The sequence below is a fragment of the Streptomyces sp. NBC_00237 genome, from assembly GCF_026342435.1.
GTDB lineage: Bacteria > Actinomycetota > Actinomycetes > Streptomycetales > Streptomycetaceae > Streptomyces.
Map to the genome: position 1 here is coordinate 574,356 of NZ_JAPEMT010000001.1, position 20,968 is coordinate 595,323.

Annotated in this window: 21 protein-coding genes and 1 pseudogene; 12 read left to right on the forward strand and 10 right to left on the reverse strand. The window is 71.1% G+C overall.

What is annotated here, in order from left to right; genetic code table 11:
• The first annotated feature begins 226 nt into the window (after nt 1-226).
• From fbaA to OG897_RS02400, 11 genes are all read left to right on the forward strand, one after another.
• Entirely contained in the window at nt 227-1,249 is a 1,023-nt protein-coding gene (fbaA, locus tag OG897_RS02350; RefSeq protein ID WP_266652376.1) for a class II fructose-bisphosphate aldolase, read from the forward strand.
• Nucleotides 1,250-1,381: 132 nt separating this feature from the next.
• Nucleotides 1,382-2,911 carry an MFS transporter gene (locus tag OG897_RS02355; RefSeq protein WP_266652378.1) on the forward strand — a complete coding sequence of 510 codons (1,530 nt, stop codon included), beginning with the start codon at nt 1,382-1,384 and terminating at the stop codon, nt 2,909-2,911.
• A 20-nt stretch (nt 2,912-2,931) separates the two neighbouring features.
• A complete protein-coding gene (locus OG897_RS02360; RefSeq protein WP_266652380.1) occupies nt 2,932-3,345 on the forward strand; it encodes a DUF3151 domain-containing protein in 414 nt (137 codons plus the stop codon).
• Nucleotides 3,346-3,621: 276 nt separating this feature from the next.
• A complete protein-coding gene (locus OG897_RS02365) occupies nt 3,622-4,542 on the forward strand; it encodes a DUF3152 domain-containing protein (RefSeq protein ID WP_266652382.1) in 921 nt (306 codons plus the stop codon).
• A 111-nt stretch (nt 4,543-4,653) separates the two neighbouring features.
• Nucleotides 4,654-5,520: a tryptophan 2,3-dioxygenase family protein gene (locus tag OG897_RS02370; protein WP_266652384.1), complete on the forward strand. Its 867-nt coding sequence runs from the start codon at nt 4,654-4,656 to the stop codon at nt 5,518-5,520.
• 25 nt (nt 5,521-5,545) lie between these two features.
• Nucleotides 5,546-6,727 (forward strand): kynureninase, encoded by a 1,182-nt coding sequence (kynU, locus tag OG897_RS02375; RefSeq protein WP_266656502.1) that lies wholly within the window; start codon nt 5,546-5,548, stop codon nt 6,725-6,727.
• Between the two features lie 140 nt (nt 6,728-6,867).
• Complete coding sequence (locus OG897_RS02380; RefSeq protein WP_266652386.1) at nt 6,868-7,749, forward strand: alpha/beta hydrolase; 882 nt, start codon at nt 6,868-6,870, stop codon at nt 7,747-7,749.
• 150 nt (nt 7,750-7,899) lie between these two features.
• Nucleotides 7,900-9,378, forward strand: a complete 1,479-nt coding sequence (locus OG897_RS02385) for a sensor histidine kinase (protein WP_266652388.1) — start codon at nt 7,900-7,902, stop codon at nt 9,376-9,378.
• Nucleotides 9,375-10,079: a response regulator transcription factor gene (locus OG897_RS02390; protein ID WP_266652390.1), complete on the forward strand. Its 705-nt coding sequence runs from the start codon at nt 9,375-9,377 to the stop codon at nt 10,077-10,079. Before OG897_RS02385 ends, OG897_RS02390 begins: the two co-directional genes overlap by 4 nt.
• 94 nt (nt 10,080-10,173) lie before the next feature.
• Nucleotides 10,174-10,770, forward strand: a complete 597-nt coding sequence (locus OG897_RS02395) for a Uma2 family endonuclease (RefSeq protein ID WP_266652392.1) — start codon at nt 10,174-10,176, stop codon at nt 10,768-10,770.
• Nucleotides 10,771-10,798: 28 nt separating this feature from the next.
• The gene (locus OG897_RS02400; protein WP_266652394.1) at nt 10,799-11,299 is read left to right on the forward strand and encodes a tetratricopeptide repeat protein; all 501 of its coding nucleotides are present in this window, start codon (nt 10,799-10,801) and stop codon (nt 11,297-11,299) included.
• A 16-nt stretch (nt 11,300-11,315) separates the two neighbouring features.
• On the opposite strand, the gene OG897_RS02405 is transcribed toward OG897_RS02400, so the two are convergent.
• The 6 genes from OG897_RS02405 to mshD form a co-directional block, all read right to left on the reverse strand.
• A complete protein-coding gene (locus OG897_RS02405; protein WP_266652396.1) occupies nt 11,316-12,284 on the reverse strand; it encodes an ABC transporter permease in 969 nt (322 codons plus the stop codon).
• On the reverse strand, nt 12,281-12,928 hold the full coding sequence (locus OG897_RS02410) for a hypothetical protein (protein ID WP_266652398.1): 648 nt from the start codon (nt 12,926-12,928) through the stop codon (nt 12,281-12,283). The genes OG897_RS02405 and OG897_RS02410 overlap by 4 nt, the downstream gene beginning before the upstream one ends.
• Nucleotides 12,929-12,954: 26 nt before the next feature.
• Complete coding sequence (locus OG897_RS02415; RefSeq protein WP_266652400.1) at nt 12,955-13,929, reverse strand: ABC transporter permease; 975 nt, start codon at nt 13,927-13,929, stop codon at nt 12,955-12,957.
• The gene (locus tag OG897_RS02420; protein WP_266652402.1) at nt 13,926-14,861 is read right to left on the reverse strand and encodes an ABC transporter ATP-binding protein; all 936 of its coding nucleotides are present in this window, start codon (nt 14,859-14,861) and stop codon (nt 13,926-13,928) included. Before OG897_RS02420 ends, OG897_RS02415 begins: the two co-directional genes overlap by 4 nt.
• Nucleotides 14,862-14,913: 52 nt before the next feature.
• Nucleotides 14,914-15,303, reverse strand: a complete 390-nt coding sequence (locus OG897_RS02425; RefSeq protein ID WP_266656504.1) for a GntR family transcriptional regulator — start codon at nt 15,301-15,303, stop codon at nt 14,914-14,916.
• A gap of 143 nt (nt 15,304-15,446) precedes the next feature.
• Complete coding sequence (gene mshD, locus OG897_RS02430) at nt 15,447-16,382, reverse strand: mycothiol synthase (protein WP_266652404.1); 936 nt, start codon at nt 16,380-16,382, stop codon at nt 15,447-15,449.
• Between the two features lie 292 nt (nt 16,383-16,674).
• On the opposite strand from mshD, the gene OG897_RS02435 reads away from it, so the two are divergent.
• The gene (locus tag OG897_RS02435) at nt 16,675-18,510 is read left to right on the forward strand and encodes a bifunctional UDP-sugar hydrolase/5'-nucleotidase (protein WP_266652406.1); all 1,836 of its coding nucleotides are present in this window, start codon (nt 16,675-16,677) and stop codon (nt 18,508-18,510) included.
• A 228-nt stretch (nt 18,511-18,738) separates the two neighbouring features.
• On the opposite strand, the pseudogene OG897_RS02440 reads toward OG897_RS02435, so the two are convergent.
• The 4 genes and pseudogenes from OG897_RS02440 to OG897_RS02455 all read right to left on the reverse strand — a co-directional run.
• Nucleotides 18,739-18,991: pseudogene (locus OG897_RS02440) on the reverse strand (ATP-binding cassette domain-containing protein); the annotation flags it as partial.
• 128 nt (nt 18,992-19,119) lie between these two features.
• On the reverse strand, nt 19,120-19,617 hold the full coding sequence (locus OG897_RS02445; RefSeq protein ID WP_266652408.1) for a VOC family protein: 498 nt from the start codon (nt 19,615-19,617) through the stop codon (nt 19,120-19,122).
• A gap of 154 nt (nt 19,618-19,771) precedes the next feature.
• Complete coding sequence (locus OG897_RS02450) at nt 19,772-20,530, reverse strand: MerR family transcriptional regulator (RefSeq protein ID WP_266652410.1); 759 nt, start codon at nt 20,528-20,530, stop codon at nt 19,772-19,774.
• Nucleotides 20,531-20,660: 130 nt separating this feature from the next.
• Nucleotides 20,661-20,789, reverse strand: coding sequence for a hypothetical protein (locus tag OG897_RS02455; protein ID WP_266652412.1), 129 nt, complete (start codon nt 20,787-20,789; stop codon nt 20,661-20,663).
• Between the last annotated feature and the right edge of the window lie 179 nt (nt 20,790-20,968).

Here is a 20,968-nt window from a genome sequence, read left to right on the forward strand (position 1 = left end):
TGACCTAGGTCCCGGCTCCGCTGCTGCGGGGCTGTGACCTGGGGTTTTGTCCGAGGTCGGAGTGTTTCACGTGAAACACTCCGACCTTCGTACATTCCGGGACGCGGGAGGCGGGCATCCGTCGGGTGGAGTCCCGTGAAGAGTCTGGAAAGATGGGGCCTGACGATGACGTCGCCCCCAGGTCAGGGACCAGCACGCACACCCGCATATCCCAAGGAGCGGACAGATGCCCATCGCAACCCCCGAGGTCTACGCCCAGATGCTCGACCGGGCGAAGGCGGAGAAGTTCGCCTACCCGGCGATCAACGTGACCTCCTCCCAGACCCTGCACGCTGCCCTGCGCGGCTTCGCGGAGGCTGAGAGCGACGGCATCATCCAGATCTCCACCGGTGGTGCGGAGTTCCTGGGTGGCCAGCACAACAAGGACATGGTCACCGGTGCGGTCGCCCTGGCCGAGTTCGCGCACATCGTCGCCGCGAAGTACGACATCACCGTCGCGCTGCACACGGACCACTGCCCCAAGGACAAGCTGGACACGTACGTCCGTCCGCTGATCGAGGTCTCCGCCGAGCGCGTCGCGCGTGGCGAGAACCCCCTCTTCCAGTCCCACATGTGGGACGGCTCGGCCGAGACGCTGGCCGACAACCTGGCCATCGGCCAGGAGCTGCTGGCCAAGGCCGCCGCCGCGAAGATCATCCTTGAGGTCGAGATCACCCCGACCGGTGGCGAGGAAGACGGCGTCAGCCACGAGATCAACGACGAGCTGTACACGACGGTGGACGACGCGCTGCGTACCGCTGAGGCGCTGGGCCTGGGCGAGAAGGGCCGCTACCTGCTGGCCGCCTCGTTCGGCAACGTGCACGGCGTGTACAAGCCGGGCAACGTCGTGCTGCGTCCGGAGCTGCTGAAGGACCTCCAGGAGGGCGTCGGCTCGAAGTACGGCAAGGCGTCCCCGTTCGACTTCGTCTTCCACGGCGGGTCGGGCTCGACGGCCGAGGAGATCGCCACCGCGCTGGAGAACGGCGTCGTGAAGATGAACCTCGACACGGACACCCAGTACGCCTTCACGCGTCCGGTCGTGGACCACATGTTCCGCAACTACGACGCGGTGCTGAAGGTCGACGGCGAGGTCGGCACGAAGTCGAAGTACGACCCGCGTACGTGGGGCAAGGCTGCCGAAGCGGGCATGGCTGCGCGGGTGACGGAGGCGTGCGCGGCCCTCCGCTCCACGGGCACCCGCCTGAAGTAACGCTTTACCGCACGGGCCCGGCCCCTCTCGGACACCTTCCGAGGGCGCCGGGCCCGTGCGTGTGCCCCTCCTTCACCTGAGGCGGGGCGCACCCGCATGGCAGAAGCGGGTCGGAGCGGGGACGATCCTCCTATGGCCGAAATCGAGAGTGCCGGAGGGCTCCGCGTCAAGAGCGCGACCGGGCGATGGGTCCTCCTCACCACCGTCCTCGGATCCAGCATGGCCATGCTCGACTCGACCGTCGTCAACGTCGCCCTTCCCCGCATCGGCAAGGACCTCGACGCCGATCTGGCCGGTCTCCAGTGGACCGTCAACGCGTACATGCTGACGCTCGCCGGGCTGATCCTCCTCGGCGGAGCGCTCGGCGACCGGTACGGCCGCCGGAAGGTGTTCGTGATCGGGGTCGTGTGGTTCGCCGTGGCGTCCCTGCTGTGCGGGCTCGCACCCAACGCGACCGTCCTGATCGCCGCCCGCGCGTTGCAGGGCATCGGCGGAGCACTGCTCACCCCGGGCTCCCTCGCGCTGATCCAGGCGTCGTTCCACCCCGACGACCGGGCGCGGGCGGTGGGCCTGTGGTCCGGGCTCGGCGGGATCGGGGCCGCGATCGGCCCCTTCCTCGGCGGATGGCTCGTGGACGGGCCCGGCTGGCGCTGGGCGTTCCTCATCAACGTGCCGCTGGCCGCGCTGTGCGTGCCCGTCGCGCTCCGGCACGTGCCGGAGTCGAAAGATCCGCAGGCGCATGGGCGGTTCGACGTGCTGGGGGCCGCGCTCGCCGCCGTGGCGCTCGCCCTGGTGACGTATGCGCTCATCGAAGCCCCGGAGCAGGGAGCATCGGCGGTCGTGATCGGGTGCGCCGTCGTGGGAGTGCTGGTGGCGGGCGCGTTCCTGTACGTCGAGCGGACCCGGGCCGAGCCCATGATGCCGCTCACGCTCTTCGCCTCGCGGCAGTTCAGCGCGATCAACGTCGTGACGCTGTGCGTGTACGCGGCGTTCGCCGGGTTCTTCTTCCTGGCCGCGCTCCAGTTGCAGGTGGTCTCCGGGTACTCCGCGCTCCAGGCGGGCACCGCCATGCTGCCGACGACCGCGCTGATGCTCTTCCTGTCCGCCCGCTCCGGGGAGCTCGCCCAGCGCATCGGGCCGCGCATCCCGCTCACCGTGGGACCGCTGCTGTGCGCGGCGGGGATGCTGCTGATGCTGCGGGTGGGGGAGCGCCCGTCGTACGTGGCTGATGTGCTGCCCGCGGTGGTGGTGCTGGGCATGGGCATGGTGACCCTGGTGGCCCCGCTCACCGCGACCGTTCTGGCGTCCGTGGACGCCGGGCGGGCCGGGCTCGCCTCCGGCATCAACAACGCCGCCGCCCGGGCCGCCGGGCTCATCGCCGTGGCCGCGCTGCCCCTGCTGGCGGGCATGGGGCCGGACGCGTACCGCTCGGCGGCCGAGTTCGGGGCGACGTTCCGGCGGGCGATGCCCCTGTGCGCGGGCGTGCTGGTGCTCGGTGCGCTGATCGCGTTCGTGGCCGTACGGAATCCGAAGGGCGGGGTGCCCGAGGGCGAGTGCCGTACGCACTGCGGGGTCGCCGCGCCGCCTCTGGAGCCGGATCACACGGATCGCACCGAACACGGTGAGGCGGCGGACCGAGGGGAACGGCCCGGGTTGTCGTAGCGGGAAGGCAGACTAGGGGCATGGCTATTCACCAGGACCTCCTCGGGGGACCGCCCCCGACCCACCTGCCCGACGACCCGGAGCCCCGCGAGCTCCTCGCGAACGGCACCGCCCCCGCCGACGTCGCCGCGAAGTACCCGGCCTCCTCGCTGGCCTGGGCGCAGCTCGCCGACGACGCCTTCGAGAAGGGCTCCGTCGTCGAGTCGTACGCGTACGCCCGCACCGGCTACCACCGCGGCCTGGACTCCCTGCGCCGCGCCGGGTGGAAGGGACACGGCCCGGTGCCGTGGGAGCACGAGCCGAACCGAGGCTTCCTGCGCGCCCTGCACGCCCTGGCCCGCGCCTCGCAGTCCATCGGCGACCAGGAGGAGTACGCCCGCTGCTCCACCTTCCTCCGGGACTCCTCCGCGCTCGCCGCGGACACCCTGGGCTGACACCCGTATGCCCGTACGCTCCGGGGCCGGGCGGCGCACGGTCCCGGAGCGGCGGCGGGCTTCCCCGGGCGTCGCGGAAGGTGTCCCGGTGCGGCGACAGGCTTCCCCAGGCGTCCCGGTGCGGCGACACGCCCCCGTGCCCGCAAGCCCGAGGGGCGCCGATAAGACGCCTGTACGATCGCCCGGACCGTGAGGGAAGATCGTCGCCGGTGCACGAGGGCTCCTCGCCCCGCTCCCCCCACCTGCCGGAGGCACCGACCAGGGGAGGGCTCTGACGTGGGCCAAGGCCGCTACAGCAACCCGTCCGCCGGGCACCCGGCTGCCCGCCGCCCCAGCACCCGCCCCCGCCGCAGCCCCAGCCCCCGCCCCAGCACCCGCCCCCGCCGCAGCCCCAGCCCCCGCCCCAGCCCCCGCTCCGGTCCCCGCACCCGCCTCACCCGCCGGGGCCGGTTCCTCGTCACGCTCCTCTGCCTCGTCGCCGGACTGGGCGCCGCCGGGCTCGCCGTCGCGGCCTGGGACACCGGGACGGGCGAGACCGGGAAGGCGGCCCCGGGGCCCGCCGCCACCGACGGAGCGTCCGGCGGCTCGGGCGAGGTCTCCCGCAACCCCCCGAGCCGTGACCGCGCCGACCACCAGGTCCCCGCCTCCGGCACCGGCGCCTTCGCCCCCGCGCGCCTCACCGGAACCCCCGTCGGCAGTGGCACCCTGCGCCGGTACCAGGTCCAGGTCGAGACCGGCAGCGGCGTCGCCCCCGACCAGGCCGCCGCCGAGATCCAGCGCATCGTCGCCGACCCCCGGGGCTGGGCGCGGAACGGGCGCGGGCGCTTCCAACTGGTCGCGGGGAAAGCCGACTTCGTCATCCGCGTCGCCACCCCGAAGACCGCCGACCGGCTCTGCGCCGAGGCCCACCTCGACACCGGCGGCGAGCTGAACTGCGAAACCGGGAAGGGCGTCGTGGTGAACCTCAAGAGGTGGCTGACCGGGTCGCCGCAGTTCGCCGGAACGCCCGCCGAGTACCGGCACCTGATCATCAACCACGAGCTGGGCCACGCGCTGGGCCTCGGACACCTCGGCTGCCCCGCCCCCGGGCGTCCCGCACCCGTGATGATGCAGCAGATCAAGGGCCTCGGCGGATGCCGCTCCAATGCCCACCCGTATGCCGCGAACGGGACGTATCTCTCAGGCCCCACCCTCTGAGGAGCACCTCCCGGAGGCCCCGACTATGCTGCCCAGCAGGGGACCGGGGCCCGAGAATCCTTCAAGGAAGGGGCGGACCGCTACCTGGAAGTTCGTGTCGAGGAGCATGCGATGACGCACACCCCCGAGGCGCCCGGCAACAGCGAGTCAGTGGGTCTGGCGACCCCGAACCTCGACTTCGCGGGCACCACACCGTACGAGGACTACGTCCAGGCGGACGTACTCACCCACCTCCAGAACCCTCTCTCCGACGATCCCGGCGAGATGGTCTTCCTGGTCACCACCCAGGTCATGGAGCTGTGGTTCACGGTCATAGTCCACGAGTGGGAGACGGCGGCGAACGCGCTGCGCGAAGAGAAGATCCCCGTGGCGCTGGATGCGCTGAAGCGCTCCACCCGAGAGCTGGAGGCCCTGAACGCCTCCTGGAAGCCGCTCTCCAACCTCACCCCCGCCCAGTTCAACTCGTACCGCAGCGCGCTCGGCGAGGGGTCCGGATTCCAGTCCGCGATGTACCGGCGGATGGAGTTCCTGCTCGGCGACAAGGCCGCCTCGATGCTCGTCCCGCACCGGGGAGCGCCTCGCGTGTACGACGAGCTGGAGAAGGCACTGCACCAACCCAGCCTGTACGACGAGGTGTTGCGGCTCCTCGCCCGGCGCGGCCTGCCCGTGCCGCAGGAGGTCCTGGACCGCGACCTCTCGCAGAAGTACGAGCCCTCGCCCGAGGTCGAGGCGGTCTGGGCGCAGGTGTACGGAGCCGAGGAGATCGGCGTGGGCCGGTCCGAACTGGTCGTGCTCGGTGAGGCGTTGACCGAGGTCGGCGAGCTCGTCTGGCGATGGCGCAACGACCATCTGGTGGCCACGCGGCGTGCCATGGGGTCGAAGGTCGGCACCGGCGGTTCCGCCGGACTGGCGTGGCTGGAGAAGCGCGCCCGCAAGAACGTGTTCCCCGAGCTGTGGACGGCGCGCAGCCATGTCTGAGAACGCGACAGCGGGCGAGGCGGCGATGTTTCACGTGAAACGTGCGGCGGAGCTCGATGCCGCCGATGAACTCGCCCCGTACAGGGAGCTGTTCAGCGTCCCCGAAGGGCTCGTCTATCTGGACGGGAACTCCCTGGGCGCCCTGCCCCGCGCCGTCCCCGGACGCCTCCAGGACGTGGCCTCCCGCGAATGGGGCGAGCTGCTCATCCGGTCCTGGGACGAGAGCGGCTGGTGGACCGCGCCCGAGCGGATCGGCGACCGCATCGCCCCGCTCGTCGGCGCGGCGGCGGGCCAGATCGTCGTCGGCGACTCCACCAGCGTCAACGTCTTCAAGGCGCTGGTGGGTGCGGTCCGGCTGGCGGGCGACGAGCGCGACGAGGTCCTCGTCGACGCGACCACCTTCCCCACGGACGGGTACATCGCCGAGTCCGCCGCCCGCATGACCGGCCGCACCCTGCGACCGGTCCGCCCGGAGGAAGTGCTGGGCGCTCTCGGACCCCGTACCGCCGCCGTCCTCCTCAACCACGTCGACTACCGGTCGGGCCGTCTCCACGACCTGCCCGGACTGACCGCCGCGATCCACGAGGCGGGTGCGCTGGCCGTCTGGGACCTGTGTCACAGCGCGGGCGCACTCCCGGTCGGGCTGGACGAGCACGGCGTGGACCTGGCGATCGGCTGCACGTACAAGTACCTCAACGGCGGCCCCGGTTCGCCCGCGTACCTGTACGTCGCCGCCCGCCACCAGGACCGCTTCGACTCGCCGCTGCCGGGCTGGACGGGGCACGCGAACCCGTTCGGGATGGACCCGGAGTACGCGCCCGCCGACGGCGCGGTGCGCGGGCGCGTCGGTACGCCCGACATCCTGTCGATGCTCGCCCTGGAGACCTCCCTCGACGTCTGGGAGGGCGTCGGCGTGGAATCCGTACGGGCGAAGTCGCTGGCGCTCACGGACTTCTTCGTGGAGTGCGTGAACGCATACGTCCCGCAGGGCCGGGTCGAGCTGGTCACGCCGCTCGCGCACGCCGAGCGCGGCAGCCAGATCGCCCTGCGCTGTGGCGACGCGGGCGAGGTGATGAAGGGCCTGATCGCGCGTGGTGTGGTCGGGGACTTCCGGCACCCGGACGTGCTGCGCTTCGGGTTCACTCCGCTGTACGTCGGTTTCGGCGACGTGGAGCGGGCGGCCCGGGTGCTCGCCGAGGTCCTGTAGGGCGTACGGAGCGGGTGGCCACGTCGGAGGGAACGGTTCCCGGCGTGGCCACGCGCACGCAAAGCGCCTGGTAGCGTCCGCGCTTAATGATCCAAAAGGGTGTAGGAACGAACCGCCATTGCCCGGAGGTTGAAGCCGTCATGCCGAGCGTTCCCCTGCCGGACGAGCCGTCCGGGCTCCCCCTCGACGAGCCGCCGACGCTCCCCGCCGTCGCCCCGGACGCCAGTGTTCCGTACGGCGACCACCCCGACCAGATCATCGACTTCTACGCGCCGCGCGGGGAACGGGCCGGGGCCGCCCCGCTGGTGGTCGTCCTGCACGGCGGGGCGTGGCGGGCACCGTACGACAGGCAGCACATCACCCCGTTCGCGGACTTCCTGGCCCGGCGGGGCTTCGCGGTCGCCAATGTCGAGTACCGGAGGGGCAGTTCGCTGCCGCATCAGGGGGCGGAGGGGCCTGTCGCAGGGCGCTGGCCGGAGACCTTCGACGACGTGGCCGCCGCCCTGGACGCACTGCCGCACCTGGCGAAGGAGGCCCTGCCGGAGGCGGACGTCCGCCGCACCGTCCTGACCGGACACTCCGCCGGGGGCCACCTGGCGTTGTGGGCCTCCGCCCGGCACGTGCTCCCCGAGGGCGCGCCGTGGCGGCTCGACGGGCCGCCGCCGCTGCGCGGGGTGGTCGCACTCGCACCGATCGCGGACTTCGCCACGTCTGTACGGATGGAGGTGTGCGGCGGCGCCGTCACCCAGCTCCTGGGCGGCGAGTCGGCGTACGAGGAACGCCTTCCGTACGCGGACCCGGCCGCCCTGCTGCCCACCGGCATCGCGACCACCGTCGTCCAGGGCCGCACCGACACGACCGTTCCGCACGAGGTGTCGGAGGCGTACGCGGAGGCGGCGGCGAAGGCGGGCGAGGTCGTCGGACTGACGCTCCTGGAGGACGTGGGCCACTTCCCGCTGATCGACCCGGCGGCGGACGCGTGTGCGGTGGTGGCGGAGGAGATCGCGCAACTCGCCTACTGAGGCTCTGCATCGCGGACCCTGCCTGTCCGCACGTCAGGTGCGGGCCGGAGCGAGGGGCCGGGTGGTGGGCCGTGTAGTACCTGAGGGGGACCCCGAAGGTCGGAGCCCCGGGGGACGACCTGGGGCGTTCCCCGTCCTACCGTGGGAAACGTGAACCAGAAATCCAGCAGCCGAAGCCCGGAATTCCGCCTCGCCGCGACGGCGCTGCGGGGACTGCGCGAGGACCTCCTGCGTGCCCCGCTGGCCTTCCGGCCGCTCCCGCCCCTGCGCACGGACGGTCCCGGGTGGGCCCGTGTGCCGGAGCGGATACGGGCCGTGGCGACCTGGTCGGTGCACGTGTTGGTCCTGGTGCTGGCCGTCATCACCTTCGCCATCGGCTACTCGACCGACTCCGACGTGGAGGCGCAGTTCTTCATCGGCGTCTTCTCGGCGGTGCCGGTCGCGCTCAGCCTGATCCGGCCGGTGCTCGCCTGGTGGGCGTGTCTGATCATGGCTCCGGTCACCGGCAACATCGGGGCGTTCGACTCGGGGTATCCGTGGCCGCCCGGCTCCATCGCCGCGATGCTCGTGGTGATGACGGTGGTCGCGGCCAGGACCCGGCCCCGGGCGGCGGCCTGGATGTGGAGCCTCGCGGCGGTGTACGTGGGGCTGACCACGATGATGCTGTCGGAGGACGTGCAGGTCATCTACAACGGGCCCGCGTTCCTGCTCGCCGTGGGCCTGCCCCTCCTCCTGGTCTCCTTCCTCCACGTCCGCCGGACGGCCGAGCGCGAGATCGTCGCCCAGCAGCGAGAGATCGTCGCCCAGAGGACCGTCACCGCCGTCGAGCGCGACCGGCGCACGCTGCTCGAAGAGCGCACCAACATCGCCCGTGAGCTGCACGACGTCGTCGCCCACCACATGTCGGTCGTCGCCATCCAGGCCGAAGCCGCCCCGTACCGGGTGGAGAATCCGCCGCCCGAGCTGGAGCAGGCGTTCGCCACGATCCGGGAGAACGCGGTGGCGGCCCTCACCGAACTGCGCCGCGTACTGGGAGTCGTACGGGCGGAGGACTACGAGGCCCCCGACGCCCCGCAGCCACAGCTCTCCGACCTGCCGCGCCTGCTGTCGAACGTCCAGGAGACCGGTCTTTCGGTCGAGCTGGCCACCACCGGTGCGGTCCGCGCGCTTCCGCAGGGCGTGGAGCTGTCGGCGTACCGCATCGTCCAGGAGGCCCTGAGCAACGTGCTGCGACACGCGCCGGGCGCGGCGGCCAGGGTCGAGGTGAGCCACGTCCTGGGCGGCCTGGGCCTGCGGGTGGTCAACGAACCCGGCACGGCCGACGCCCCGCCGTCGCCCGGCGCCGGGCACGGGCTGACCGGGATGCGGGAGCGGGTGCAGATGCTGGACGGCGAGATGACGGCGGAGCCGACGGCAGGAGGGGGCTTCGAGGTGACGGTGTTCGTGCCGGTGGCGGCAGGGACCGTGGGTGCGGGGGCCGTGGCTTCGGTGCCCGCGACGTCGTCGGTGGCTTCGGGGGCGGTGGAGGACACCGTTCCGGTGCCCGCCCAGGGGTGCGCCGTCGAGGACGCCGTACCGTCGATGCTCCGCAAGGAGCCCGCCGAGCCGCACCCGGAGTCCGCCGCATGACCACCGCGCACGCCCCGTCCGCTGCCCCCGCCGACCCCATCCGGGTGCTGATCGTCGACGACCAGATGATGGTCAGGGAAGGGTTCTCCGTCCTGCTCAACGCGATGCCCGGCATCGAGGTCGTCGGTGAGGCCGTCGACGGGCGGCAGGCGATCGCGCAGACGGCGGCGCTGCACCCGGACGTCGTCCTGATGGACATCCGGATGCCCGAGCTGAACGGCATCGAGGCCACCCGCGAGATCGTCGCCGCGAACGGGGACGCGAAGGTGCTGGTCCTCACCACCTTCGACCTCGACGAGTACGTCTACCAGGCGCTGCGCGCGGGGGCCTCCGGCTTTCTGCTGAAGGACGCGTCCGCCCGCCAGCTCGCCGAGGGCGTACGGGTGGTGGCGCGCGGCGAGGCGCTGCTCGCCCCGGCGGTCACGAAGCGGCTGATCGCCGAGTTCTCCAAGCTGACCGAGTCGTCGTCGGCCCGTCGGCCCGTCGGGCCCGACCAGATAGGCGACCTCACGGAACGCGAGACCGAGGTCCTCGTCCTGATCGCGAACGGGCTCTCCAACGGGGAGATCGCCTCCCGGCTGGTCGTCGCCGAGTCCACGATCAAGACGCACGTGAGCCGGGTGCTGGTGAAGCTGGGTCTGCGGGACCGGACACAGGCGGCGGTGTTCGCGTACGAGGCGAGGCTGGTGACGCCGGGGTAGGGGGCTGATCACCCGGATGGGTGAAGATCCCCCGATGCCGCTCGGCGCTGCTCCGGTCCCGCCACACTGGTGCCCGCACAGAAGGGGGTGCAGCATGACGGTTATGGCAGAGCGCGCAGTGCAGATGTCTCCGGAGGAGTTCGAGGGGATCGCCAAGACCCTGGAGAGGGAGACCGACGCCGTCAGGTTGGAATTCATCAACGGGCGGATCGGATTCAGAAGCATGCCGGATGGGGACCACAACGAGATCGTCGAGTGGCTGAGGGCTGTATGCATGCAGCATAAACCCGGGTGGGCGTTGTACGGACCGGATCAGGGACTCAAGGTCGGGTCCTACCGGAAGGGAAGGGTCCGGCCTGATGGATCGCTCGCGCCGAGGAAGAACTTCGCAGGCCACGGAGACTGGGCCGATCCGGCAGGCGTGCTGATGACGGTCGAGGTCACCTCGTACGACTCGGACACCAACAATCGGGACCGAGTCGAAAAGCCCGCAGCCTACGCCGCAGCGGGTATCCCGGTGTATCTGCTGATCGACCGGGACTCCTGCAAGGTGTCTGTGTTCAGCAGGCCCGATCAGGAAAGTGGAAAGTACAGGGACGTACACAGCGTTGCCTTCGGCTTGCCGATCACGATCCCCGAGCCTGTGGGCATCGAGCTCGACACCGAGGAACTCAAGGATTACGTCCGCTGACGCACCTATCCCTTGCGATCATGCACCCATGACCACCCTCAACGACCGCACCTCCCTCCTCGCCGAAGCCATAGCCCTGCGCACCGCCGACCGCACCGAGGAAGCCCGCACCCGCCTCCTCTCCCTCTCCGAGCGTTTCCCCGCCGACGCGGAGATCGCGTACCAGACCGCATGGGCCCACGACCGGCTCGGGCTCGAAGCGGAGGCGGTGCCGTTCTACGAGAGCGCGCTCGCCGGGACCCTGACCCCGGCCGACCGCAAGGGCGCGCTCCTCGGCCTCGGCAGCACCTACCGGATCCTCGGCCGGTACGAGGACGCCGTGCGGACCCTGCGCACCGGGGCGGCGGAGTTCCCCGAGGACGGCGCGCTGAGGACCTTCCTCTCCATGGCCCTGTTCAACACGGGCGAGGCGCACGAAGGCATGCGGCTCCTGCTGCGCCTCCTCGCCGAAACCAGCGACGACGCCTCCGTGCGGCAGTACCGGGCGGCCATCGAGTACTACGCGAAGGACCTCACGGCCACCGAGTGATGCGGCCCGCCCCGGCCTACCCGTGCAACCTCCGCAACACCCGGAACGCCAGCCACACCGCCCCCGCCCCCAGCACCACCACGATCCCCGTCTCCACCAGCTGGAGCGGCCAGAAGTGGGACTCCGGGTGCACGTCCGAGTAGTGCTCGACGGCCCCCCGCGCCGCCATGCACGTCTTCGGGTCGGGGTACGCCGTCGACGCCGCTTCGGTCCAGCAGTGCTCCCAGTCCAGCCGCCGCCCCGACTCGGTGAGCATCCCGTAGGACGTCTCCCACTGGGAGGGGACGATCCCCATCACGGACGAGGGCCCCTCCCTGCGCGCCAGCGTCACCACGGGCCACAGGTACTCCCGTATGCGCCCCAGCGCCAGCAGCACGCCGCCCGTCACCACCACGGTCACCCCCATCGCCACCACCGTGCGCCGCACCAACAGCGCGGCGAGCGCCCCGAAGGCCACCCCGAGGAGCGCGTACGCGGTCCCGGCGATGCCGGACGCCGCATAGCTGTGGGCCTGGTGCCACTGGAAGGGAGCCGCTTCGAAAGCACCGAGCCCCACCCGGTACGTCACCCCCAGCAGCACCCACCCCGCCACCGCGAGCCCCGCCGCCACCCCCAGCTTCGCGACCAGCCACCGCGCCGGGGACACCCCCTGCGCCCAGGCCAGTTTGTACGTCCCCGACTCCAGCTCCCGCGCGACCATGGGCCCCGCCACGAACGCGCCCAGCAGCATCGGCCCCACCAGCGCCACGAAGGCGACGTCCTCCGTGAGGCTCCGCATCCGCGTCCTGAGCGGCGAGCCGTCCTCCACTCCCACCCAGCGCATCATCACCGCCGCCACCAGCGCCAGCCCGAGCAGCACTCCGGCCACCTGGATCGCGCGCCGGTGCTGCCGCAGCACCACGCGGACCGCCCCCCGCCGCAGGTTCCCGGGGCGTGTCCGGGGGGCCTGCGGCGAGGCCGGCAGCGTACTCGTGTCCGTACTCATGAAGCGTCTCCCCGTGCTGCGCGGTGAAGGAGCAGGAAGGCAGCCGCGGCCGCCACGGCCGTGCCCGCCAACAGCGGTACGGTCAGGGTGAGTTGCGCGTCGAACGTGTCGTACGGCTGGGACCCGCCCGCCATCAGCGTGACCCCCAGCACCAGCCCCGCGAGGGCCATCGCCGCAGTCGTACGGCGTACCAGCAGCCCGCACAGCGCCCCGAAGGCCACCGCGAAGAGCGTGTACGCGACGGGCGCGGGCCCGATCGGCAGCGCCGCGTCCCGCAGTGCCCCCATCACCCCCGCCATCGGAAGCGTGAGCGCGAGCAGCACCCCGACCGGCACCAGCAGCTTCGCCGCCAGCCAGCGCGCCGGGGTGACGCCCTGCGTCCAGGCCAGCTTGTACGTCCCCGAGGCCAGCTCCTCGGCGACCATCGGCCCCGCCACCAGCACCCCGCCGAACAGCGGCAGCCCCAGCGACACCACGTCCCCGACGGCGAAGGTCCACCCCTGCCGCGCCTCCTGTGCCCCGGACCACACCGTCGCGGCCAGCGGCAGCACCGAGCCGAGAGCGGCCAGGACCAGAGCGGTCCGCAGGGCGGCCCGGTGCTGTCGCAGTACGTATCGGTAGGGGACAGCCCTCGCCTGCGTCACGCCCCTCGAAAGCGCCACGGCCATGCTCACGACGCCCCCGCATGCTTGCCCCGCAGCACCCGGAAGGCGACGGCGACCGCTATGCCCGCCGCCACCAACAGCAGTCCGGACTCGACGAGTTGGAGCGGCCAGAAGTGACCCTCGCGGTGCACGTCCATGAAGTACTGGACCCCGCCCTGGTCGATCATGCACTCCTCCGACGACTTGCCGCCGCCCGTCTGCGCCAGGCACTCCCGGGGCAGGACGCGCTCCCCGGAAGCGGTCAGCATGCCGTCCTCGACGACCCGCACGCCCGGGGTGTACATGTCCTCGTACATCGGCTGCTTCGACACCAGGGTCTCGACCGGCCACAGCTTCTCCCGCAGCAGCTCGGAGAAGGCGAACTGGACGGTGAGCACCGAAACCCCGGTGAACGCCATCGCGGTCACCGTCCTGCGCATCAGCAACCCGACCAGCGTGCCGACCCCGACGGCCAGCGCGGACTGCGCGACCTGCACGGGACCGAGCAGCTCGTACGCGGGCCCGTCCCAGGCCAGATGCATCGTGGCGCGCTCCGTCAGGCTGCCCACGGTCAACCGGAACAGCACCACCAGCACCGCCGACCCGCCCAGCGTCACCGCCGTCGCCAGCGCGAGCTTCGTGGCGAGCCACCGCACGGGGGACACGGACTGCGTCCACAGCCAGGTGTACGTCCCCGACTCCAGCTCCCGCGCGACCAGCGGCCCCGCGACGAACGCCCCGATCAGGGCGGGCAGCAGTCCGGTCACAAAGAGGGCGCGCTGGAGCAGCATCCCCATTCCGGTGTCCGCGTCCCGCGCGAACGCGCCCTTCGGGTCGACGAGCGCCGTCACGACGAGGAAGACCGCCACGCCGAGCGCGGCGACGGCGAGCGCTCCGCAGAACACCCTTGCCGTGAAGCGATGTTGACGTGCCGTCACCCAGCGCGGCCCGCTCAGCCTGGCCGCCCTGGGCATCCTGGACATCAGCGAAACGGCACTCATGCGGACACCCCCGCCGAGGAACGCCCCGACGCCGACCCCGCTGCCAGGCGGATCGGCTCCGCACTCGGCGTGAGCAGCGGGGGCGCGTCGGGCGACCTCATGTGGGCGAGCAGCAGCTCTTCGAGCGTCGGCTCGACGACCTCCCAGCCGCCCCCGAACGGAGCCCCGTCCCGCCGCACCAGCGCCGTCATGTGACGCCCTGTCACCTTCGACTCGACGACGGTCGTCCCCGACACGATCTCGGCCACCGGACCCGACAACAGCGCGTGCGCGGCGAGCAGTTCTTCCGTCTCGCCCCCGAGCCGGATCCGCCCGTTCTCCATCAGCAGCAGGTAGTCGCAGGCCCCTTCCAGCTCGGCCAGGATGTGGGAGGAGATGACGACGGTGGTGCCGCTGTCGCCCGCCTCCGCGAGCAGGTTGCCCATCAGCTGGTGCCGGGCGAGCGGGTCGAGGTCGGCCATCGGCTCGTCGAGGAGCAGCAGATCGGGCTGCTTGCCCAGGCACAGGGCGAGGGCGACGCGGGTGCGCTGCCCGCCGGACAGCTCCCGTACCTTCGTCCCCAGATCCAGGTTTCCGTCCCTGACGATGCGGACGGCGCGCTCGGCGTCCCACCGTCCCGGATTCAGCTCCTGGCCCATCCGCAAGGTCTCGTCAATCGTGAACTGCGGGTACAGGGGCTTCTCCTGCGCCAGGAAGGCGAGGTGCTCGCGCGCCGCACCCGGCACCTTCCCCATCACGCGCAGCTCGCCCTCGGTGGGCCGGATCAGCCCGGCCAGCTGCCCCAACAGCGTTGACTTCCCTGCCCCGTTGGGGCCGACCAACGCGCATATCCGCCCCTGCGGCAACCGGAAGGAGCAGTCCTGGACGGCCCACTTGCCGAGCCGTCCGTACCTCTTGCCGAGCCCGACGGCCTCGATCGCGGCGGTTGTCATCGCACTGCCCCCTCATTCATCCCTGCCCCCTCGGCCATCCCTGCCCCCTCGTTCATCCCTGCTCCCCTTCGAAGATCTGGTCCAGTACGGAAGTGATGAGTGCGGCCACGTCGTCCTTGTCCATCCCTGACGATCTGGCCCGCCCCGCCCACTCCCGCAGTTCCTCGCGCAGTGGTGAATCGGCGGGCTGCGCTGCCCCCAGGGACCGGGTCACGAACGTCCCCATCCCGCGCCTGGCTTCCACCAGGCCCTCCCGCTCCAGCTCCCGGTACGCCTTGAGGACGGTGTTCGGGTTGATCGCCGTCGCCTCCACCACCGCGCGGGCGGTGGGGAGTTGGTCCCCGGGCTCCAGCAGTCCGAGCCGCAGGGCGTGCTTGGTCTGCTGCACGATCTGGAGGTAGGTGGCGACTCCGCTGCGCCGGTCGATGCGGTACTCGACCATCGCACTCACCCCCCTTTCACTAATCAAGTAGTGAAAGGGTGATCCAGAAAGGGGCCGGTGTCAATCGAGACACCGGCCCCTAGGGGACGAACCAGGGTGCGTCGGGGGTCAATCAAAGTGCGTCGGGGGTCAATCAGGGTTCGTTACGACTCGGTCCGGTACATCAAGTCCGTTTCGTACGTGGTGAAGCCGAGCCGCTCGTAGACGGTCACCGCCGCGACGTTGTCCGCATCCACGTACAGGGAAGCGGTCGGCAGCCCTTCGGCGGCCAGGTGCCGCAGCCCGGTCGCGGTGAGCGCCTTGCCCAGCCCGCCCCCCTGCGCACCGGGCGCGATCCCGACGACGTACACCTCGCCGAGCTGCTCGGCGCGGTGCACCTTGGTCCAGTGGAACCCGACGATTTCCCCACCCTCCTCGCGAACGGCGAGGAAGAACCCCTTCGGGTCGAACCACTCCTCCGCCATCCGGTCGTCCAGGTCCCGCTGCGTCAGCGACCCCTGCTCGGGGTGGTGCGCGAACGCGGCGGCGTTCACCGCGAGCCAGGCCGCGTCGTCCTGCCCCGGCACGAAGGTCCGTACGCGCACGCCCTCGGGGAACACGGGCTCCGCGATGTCCAGCGGCTGCGTCAACGGCCTCCGCAACTGCCGCAGTTCCCTGAACATCGTCATCCCCAGCACCTGCGCCAGATGCCGCGCCGCCGACTTCCCGCCGTGCGCCCACACCCGCAGCCGCCGCCCGGACGCGTCCAGGAGGGCGTCGCCGAGCGCCCGCCCGTACCCCTTCCCGCGCTGCTCGGGATGTACGACGAGCTCGGCGGCGGGCGCCTCGACGGGGTCGGCCCCTTCGAGCTGGGCGTACCCGAGGAGGTCACCGCTGTCACGGTCGCTGATCAAAAAGTGCGTGACTCCCTCTCGCTTTCCGCCGCGCAGCTGGAGCCGCCCCTGCTCGGAAACGGCCTGCACGCCGTCCGAACGGGCCGCGTCGGACAGAAGCTCGATCACCTGGGCGGCCTGCTCCTCGTCGAGCGCGTCGAGGATCTGGAGGCGGCCGGGGCCGGGAAGGGTTGCGTCGCTGGTCATGGGGTCGAGGGTACGGCGAGACGCGCGTACGGCGAGGGGGAACGCCGAGGGGAAAGCCGAGGGAAAGCCGAGGGGAAAGCCGAAGGAAAGCCGAGGGAAAGCCGAGGGGAAAGCCGAGGGAACGCAGACCCGACGCGCCGCCTCCGGCCGAAAGGCCGACATCTACCCAAACCCTGACGTACCGCCAAAGGAAACCACCTCGTAACCCGTGACCCCCTGTTGCGCTACGCGCGTTGACTTTAGGCTCTCGAACGCACCCCGCACCCTTCACGCTGAACTCACAAGGGGACAGATGTCAGCGAATCCTCGTCCGAACCGTGCCGCCCGCCGGTTCCTCGTCGCCGCAGCCGGTCTCACCACCGTCGGCGCGCTCGTCGCCGCGCTGCCCGCGTCCGCGCAGGGCCACGGCGGCGGAAACGGCGACGGTGGCAACGGCCACCCGAAGCCGTCCCGCACGGTCGACGTGCAGCTCCTCTCCTTCAACGACCTGCACGGCACCCTGGAGCCCCCGGCGGGCTCCTCGGGCAAGGTCGGCACGGTCGACGCCGGTGGCGCGGAGCACCTGGCGACCAGCCTCCGCAAGGCTCGCGCGGGCAAGAAGTACTCGGTCACGGCCGCCGCGGGCGACATGATCGGCGGCAGCCCCATGCTCTCCGGGCTGTTCCACGACGAGCCCACCGTCGAAGCCCTGAACAAGATGAAGCTCGACGTCTCCTCCGTCGGCAACCACGAGTTCGACGAGGGCTCCGCGGAACTGCTCCGCATCCAGAACGGCGGCTGCCACCCCACCGAGGGCTGCTACGAGAAGGACAAGAAGGGCAAGCCCAAGAAGTTCAAGGGCGCCGACTTCCCGTACCTCTCCGCGAACGTCACCAAGGAGAAGACCGGCAAGCCGCTCCTCAAGCCGTACACGGTCTGGAAGAAGAACGGCGTCAAGATCGGCTTCATCGGCGTCACGCTGGAGAACACCCCGGGCGTCGTCACGGCCAACGGCGTCAAGGGCCTGAAGTTCCACGACGAGATAGAGACCGTCAACAAGTACGCCAAGGAGCTCGACCGGCAGGGCGTGAAGTCCATCGTCGCGCTCATCCACGAGGGCGGCGCGCCCGCCTCCAGCGCGTACGACTACAACTGCGACAGCCCCGGCCCCGGCGACGGCATCTCGGGTCCGATCACCGCCATCGCCAAGGGCATCAGCCCCAAGGTCGACGCGCTGGTCACCGGCCACACCCACCAGTCGTACGTCTGCACCATCCCCGACCCGGCGGGCAACCCCCGTCTGGTGACCTCCGCCGCCTCCTTCGGCAAGGTCTACACGGAGACGACGCTCACCTACGACCGCCGTACCAAGGACATCGTCCGCACCACGGCCAAGTCGCCGACCTCGCGCAACTACATCGTCACCCGTGACCAGCCCGAGCGGAAGAAGCTGGGCGCGGACATGCGGGACCTGATCGAGCGCTGGAACGTCCTCGCGGCCCCGATCGCGAACCGCCCCCAGGGCTACATCTCCGCCGACATCAACGGCCGTGGCTCCACGGCGATGGAGAAGCCCCTCGGCAACCTCATCGCCGACGCCCAGCAGCAGGGCCTGTCCGCAGCCGACAAGGGCGGCGCGCAGATCGCGCTGATGAACCCGGGCGGCATCCGCTCGGACCTCGTCTTCAAGGCGTCGGGCGCGGAAGGGGACGGCGTCGTCACCTACGGCGAAGCCTTCACGGTCCAGCCCTTCACCAACCTCATGAACGTCGTCGACCTCACCGGCGCCGACCTCATCGCGGCCCTGAAGCAGCAGGTCAGCGGCCTGAACGAGGCATCCCCCCGGATCCTCCAGATATCCAAGGGCCTGACCTACACCCTGGACCTGACCAAGAAGGGCGCCGACCGCATCGACGCCGCCACGGTTCTGCTCAACGGTGCGGCCATCGACCCGGCCAAGACCTACCGCGTCGCGATGAACGAGTTCCTGGCAGGCGGCGGCGACAACTTCCCCGCCCTCGCCCTCGGCAAGAACAAGCTCAACGCGGCCTCCGACCTGGACGTCTTCAACGCCTACCTGGCCGCGAACTCCAGCGCCGCCAAGCCGATCGCCCCGCCGGTCACGGACCGCATCAAGATCGTGCAGTAAGTCCGACCGCACGCACGCGAAGGGGCGGCACCCGGGAATCTCCCGGGTGCCGCCCCTTCTGCTTCGGTTGTGGTGGTGGCTGCGGTGCGCGGGGTTTCACCGGGCCACCAGCTCCAGCCGCTCCCCGCCCGCGAAGCTCTCGCGGAGGCGGCGGTCGTGGGTGGCGACGACCAGGGTGCCGGGGAAGGCGGCGAGGGCGGCTTCCAGCTCCTCCACCAGGGCGGGGGCGAGGTGGCCGGTGCCGCCGGGGGGGGGCGGTGACGGTGAGGGTGCCGTTGTCGGGGAGTTCGCGGCCCGCGACGAGCCGGAGCAGGGTCGACTTGCCCGACCCGTTGTCGCCGACGACGCCGACCTTCTCGCCGGGGCGGACGGTGAGGGACACCCGGTCGAGGACGGTGCGGTCGCCGTAGCGCTTGGTGAGGTCGAGGAGGGTGAGCTGGGTGGTGGCTGCGGTGAGGGGGGTGCTTGGGGCTCGGAACAAGTGGGGTCCTTTGAGAGGCGGCTGAGGCCGCAAGACAGAGACGAACCGTTCCGTCTCGCTTGAACGAAGACAGACCCCTGTGGCACCTCTGGCAAGACGTTCCGTCTCGTTGGCTTGCCGGGTGCCCCTTACTCGGCGGCCAAGCGGCGTGAGAGCTCCTCCTGCGGGACGTCCTCCAGCGGCATCAGGAACGCCCACACATGACCCGACGGGTCCTTGAGGATGGCCGTGCGATTGCCGTGGAACATGTCCGTCGGAGGCTGAAGGATCTCCGCCCCGGCCGCCTCCGCGCGCTTCACCAGGCCGTCGACGTCCGGCACGTAGACGTGCAGCGTGACGGAGGTCCTGCCGCCGAGCGAGGACGGTGGGACGAAGGAGGGCAGCTCTGTCGCGCCCGGGGTGTCGTTGTCCGCGATGTCGTCGCCCAGCATCAGCACGGAGCCCGCGACGGCGATCTCGGCATGCAGGATCCCGCCCCCCGGGGCCTCGACCCGGAAGTCCTCGCGCGCGCCGAACGCCCGCTGGTAGAAGTCGATCGCGGCGGCGGCGTCGGCGACCATGATGTGCGGGATCACGGCGTAGCGGTACCGGTCGGGGATGTCGGCGGGGGCGGAGTGTTCGGTCATGGCGGACCTCCGGTGACGAGGGCCGCCGGTCGGTTCCTGCGGCTCTGGAACGAACTTAGAAGCTCAAGTTCCGTTGAGGTCAACTGTCCCGGAGGGGTGAGTCGGCTCTCAGCGCAGGTGGGACAGACTCGGCGAGAACTGTCCCACCTGCCGTTCAGGCCAGGTGGCCTGTGGCGTAAGCGTCGATGGCGTCGCGCTGGAACGCCGCCAGGCCGGGTGCGACGGCCTCGTAGGCGGCACGCCATGCGGCGTTGTCGACGCAGGAGCGGCCGAACTCCCGGAACTCCTCCGGGGACACCGGCCGCAGGGTGGTCAGCGCCCGGTACTGACCGTCGATCTCGGTCCGCACCGGTTCGGCGCCGGCCGGGTGGCCGTCGGCCATGAGCTCGGCGAGGCGGGCCATCCGGGCGGTGCGCTCGCGCTGCCCGGCCTCGACGTCCTGCGGGCTCATGTCCGCGACGCGCCGCGCGACCTGCTCGGCGTGCTCGGGGAAGTCACGCAGGGTCTCCTGGTACTGCTCCGGCTGGACGCCGTCGAAGAGGTTCTCGGGGCGGTTGATGGTCATGGGGTTGCCGTCCTTCCTGGACTGCTCCAGTTCGGCGATCGTGCGGGAGACGGTGGCGGCCAGGGTGTCGAGCCGGTCCCGTTCGGCGAGCAGCCGCCGCTGGTGGCCGCGCAGGGCCTCCACCTCGTCGACCTGCTCGGTCAGGACCCGGCCGATGTCATCGAGACCCAGGCCCAGGGCCCGCAGCACGAGGATCTGCTGGAGGTCCAGCAACTCCCGCTCGCCGTAGTACCGGTAGCCGTTGGCCCCGATCCGGGCTGGCGCGAGCAGTCCGATCTCGTCGTAGTGCCGCAGGGTCCTGGCGGTCACGCCCGACATCCGGGCCACCTCGGCGATCGGCCAGTCCATGGCCGTCACTCCTCACGCGTACGCATCGCCTTGCGGGCCGGTCCTTCCGGCCCTGGTCACGACCGTAGAAGCTGCCGCAACGGCAATCACAAGTCCGGGCGTGAAGGTCGTTGTCGCCCCGGCACGTCCGCTAGGCGTCGACGCTCACGTACGAGTCGACGCTGATCGAGTGTCCGGCACCGGTGGTGAGGTCGGGGCGGCTTCCGTGGCCCTCCTCCGCGAGCCCTTCGGCGGTGAGGAAGTCGACGCTGAGGTTCACCGAGTCCTTGGTGAACCTCAGGGCGCCCGGTATGGGCGGACCGGATGCTCCGCCGCCCAGGGATGTACGGGGCCCGGGCCCGCCCCACCAGGGGCGCGGGGAACTGCGCGATCAGCCATCACCCAGCCGCGCGGCGAGCGCTTTAGGCGAAGGGGTGGGGCCGGGGCATCTCCTGGGTG

Coding starts and splice junctions, on each gene's coding strand:
- fbaA (WP_266652376.1), top strand. CDS start 227: ATGCCCATCGCAACCCCCGAGGTCTACGCCCAGATGCTCGACCGGGCG.
- OG897_RS02355 (WP_266652378.1), top strand. CDS start 1,382: ATGGCCGAAATCGAGAGTGCCGGAGGGCTCCGCGTCAAGAGCGCGACC.
- OG897_RS02360 (WP_266652380.1), top strand. CDS start 2,932: ATGGCTATTCACCAGGACCTCCTCGGGGGACCGCCCCCGACCCACCTG.
- OG897_RS02370 (WP_266652384.1), top strand. CDS start 4,654: ATGACGCACACCCCCGAGGCGCCCGGCAACAGCGAGTCAGTGGGTCTG.
- kynU (WP_266656502.1), top strand. CDS start 5,546: ATGTTTCACGTGAAACGTGCGGCGGAGCTCGATGCCGCCGATGAACTC.
- OG897_RS02380 (WP_266652386.1), top strand. CDS start 6,868: ATGCCGAGCGTTCCCCTGCCGGACGAGCCGTCCGGGCTCCCCCTCGAC.
- OG897_RS02390 (WP_266652390.1), top strand. CDS start 9,375: ATGACCACCGCGCACGCCCCGTCCGCTGCCCCCGCCGACCCCATCCGG.
- OG897_RS02395 (WP_266652392.1), top strand. CDS start 10,174: ATGACGGTTATGGCAGAGCGCGCAGTGCAGATGTCTCCGGAGGAGTTC.
- OG897_RS02400 (WP_266652394.1), top strand. CDS start 10,799: ATGACCACCCTCAACGACCGCACCTCCCTCCTCGCCGAAGCCATAGCC.
- OG897_RS02405 (WP_266652396.1), bottom strand. CDS start 12,284: ATGAGTACGGACACGAGTACGCTGCCGGCCTCGCCGCAGGCCCCCCGG.
- OG897_RS02415 (WP_266652400.1), bottom strand. CDS start 13,929: ATGAGTGCCGTTTCGCTGATGTCCAGGATGCCCAGGGCGGCCAGGCTG.
- OG897_RS02420 (WP_266652402.1), bottom strand. CDS start 14,861: ATGACAACCGCCGCGATCGAGGCCGTCGGGCTCGGCAAGAGGTACGGA.
- OG897_RS02425 (WP_266656504.1), bottom strand. CDS start 15,303: ATGGTCGAGTACCGCATCGACCGGCGCAGCGGAGTCGCCACCTACCTC.
- mshD (WP_266652404.1), bottom strand. CDS start 16,382: ATGACCAGCGACGCAACCCTTCCCGGCCCCGGCCGCCTCCAGATCCTC.
- OG897_RS02435 (WP_266652406.1), top strand. CDS start 16,675: ATGTCAGCGAATCCTCGTCCGAACCGTGCCGCCCGCCGGTTCCTCGTC.
- OG897_RS02445 (WP_266652408.1), bottom strand. CDS start 19,617: ATGACCGAACACTCCGCCCCCGCCGACATCCCCGACCGGTACCGCTAC.
- OG897_RS02450 (WP_266652410.1), bottom strand. CDS start 20,530: ATGGACTGGCCGATCGCCGAGGTGGCCCGGATGTCGGGCGTGACCGCC.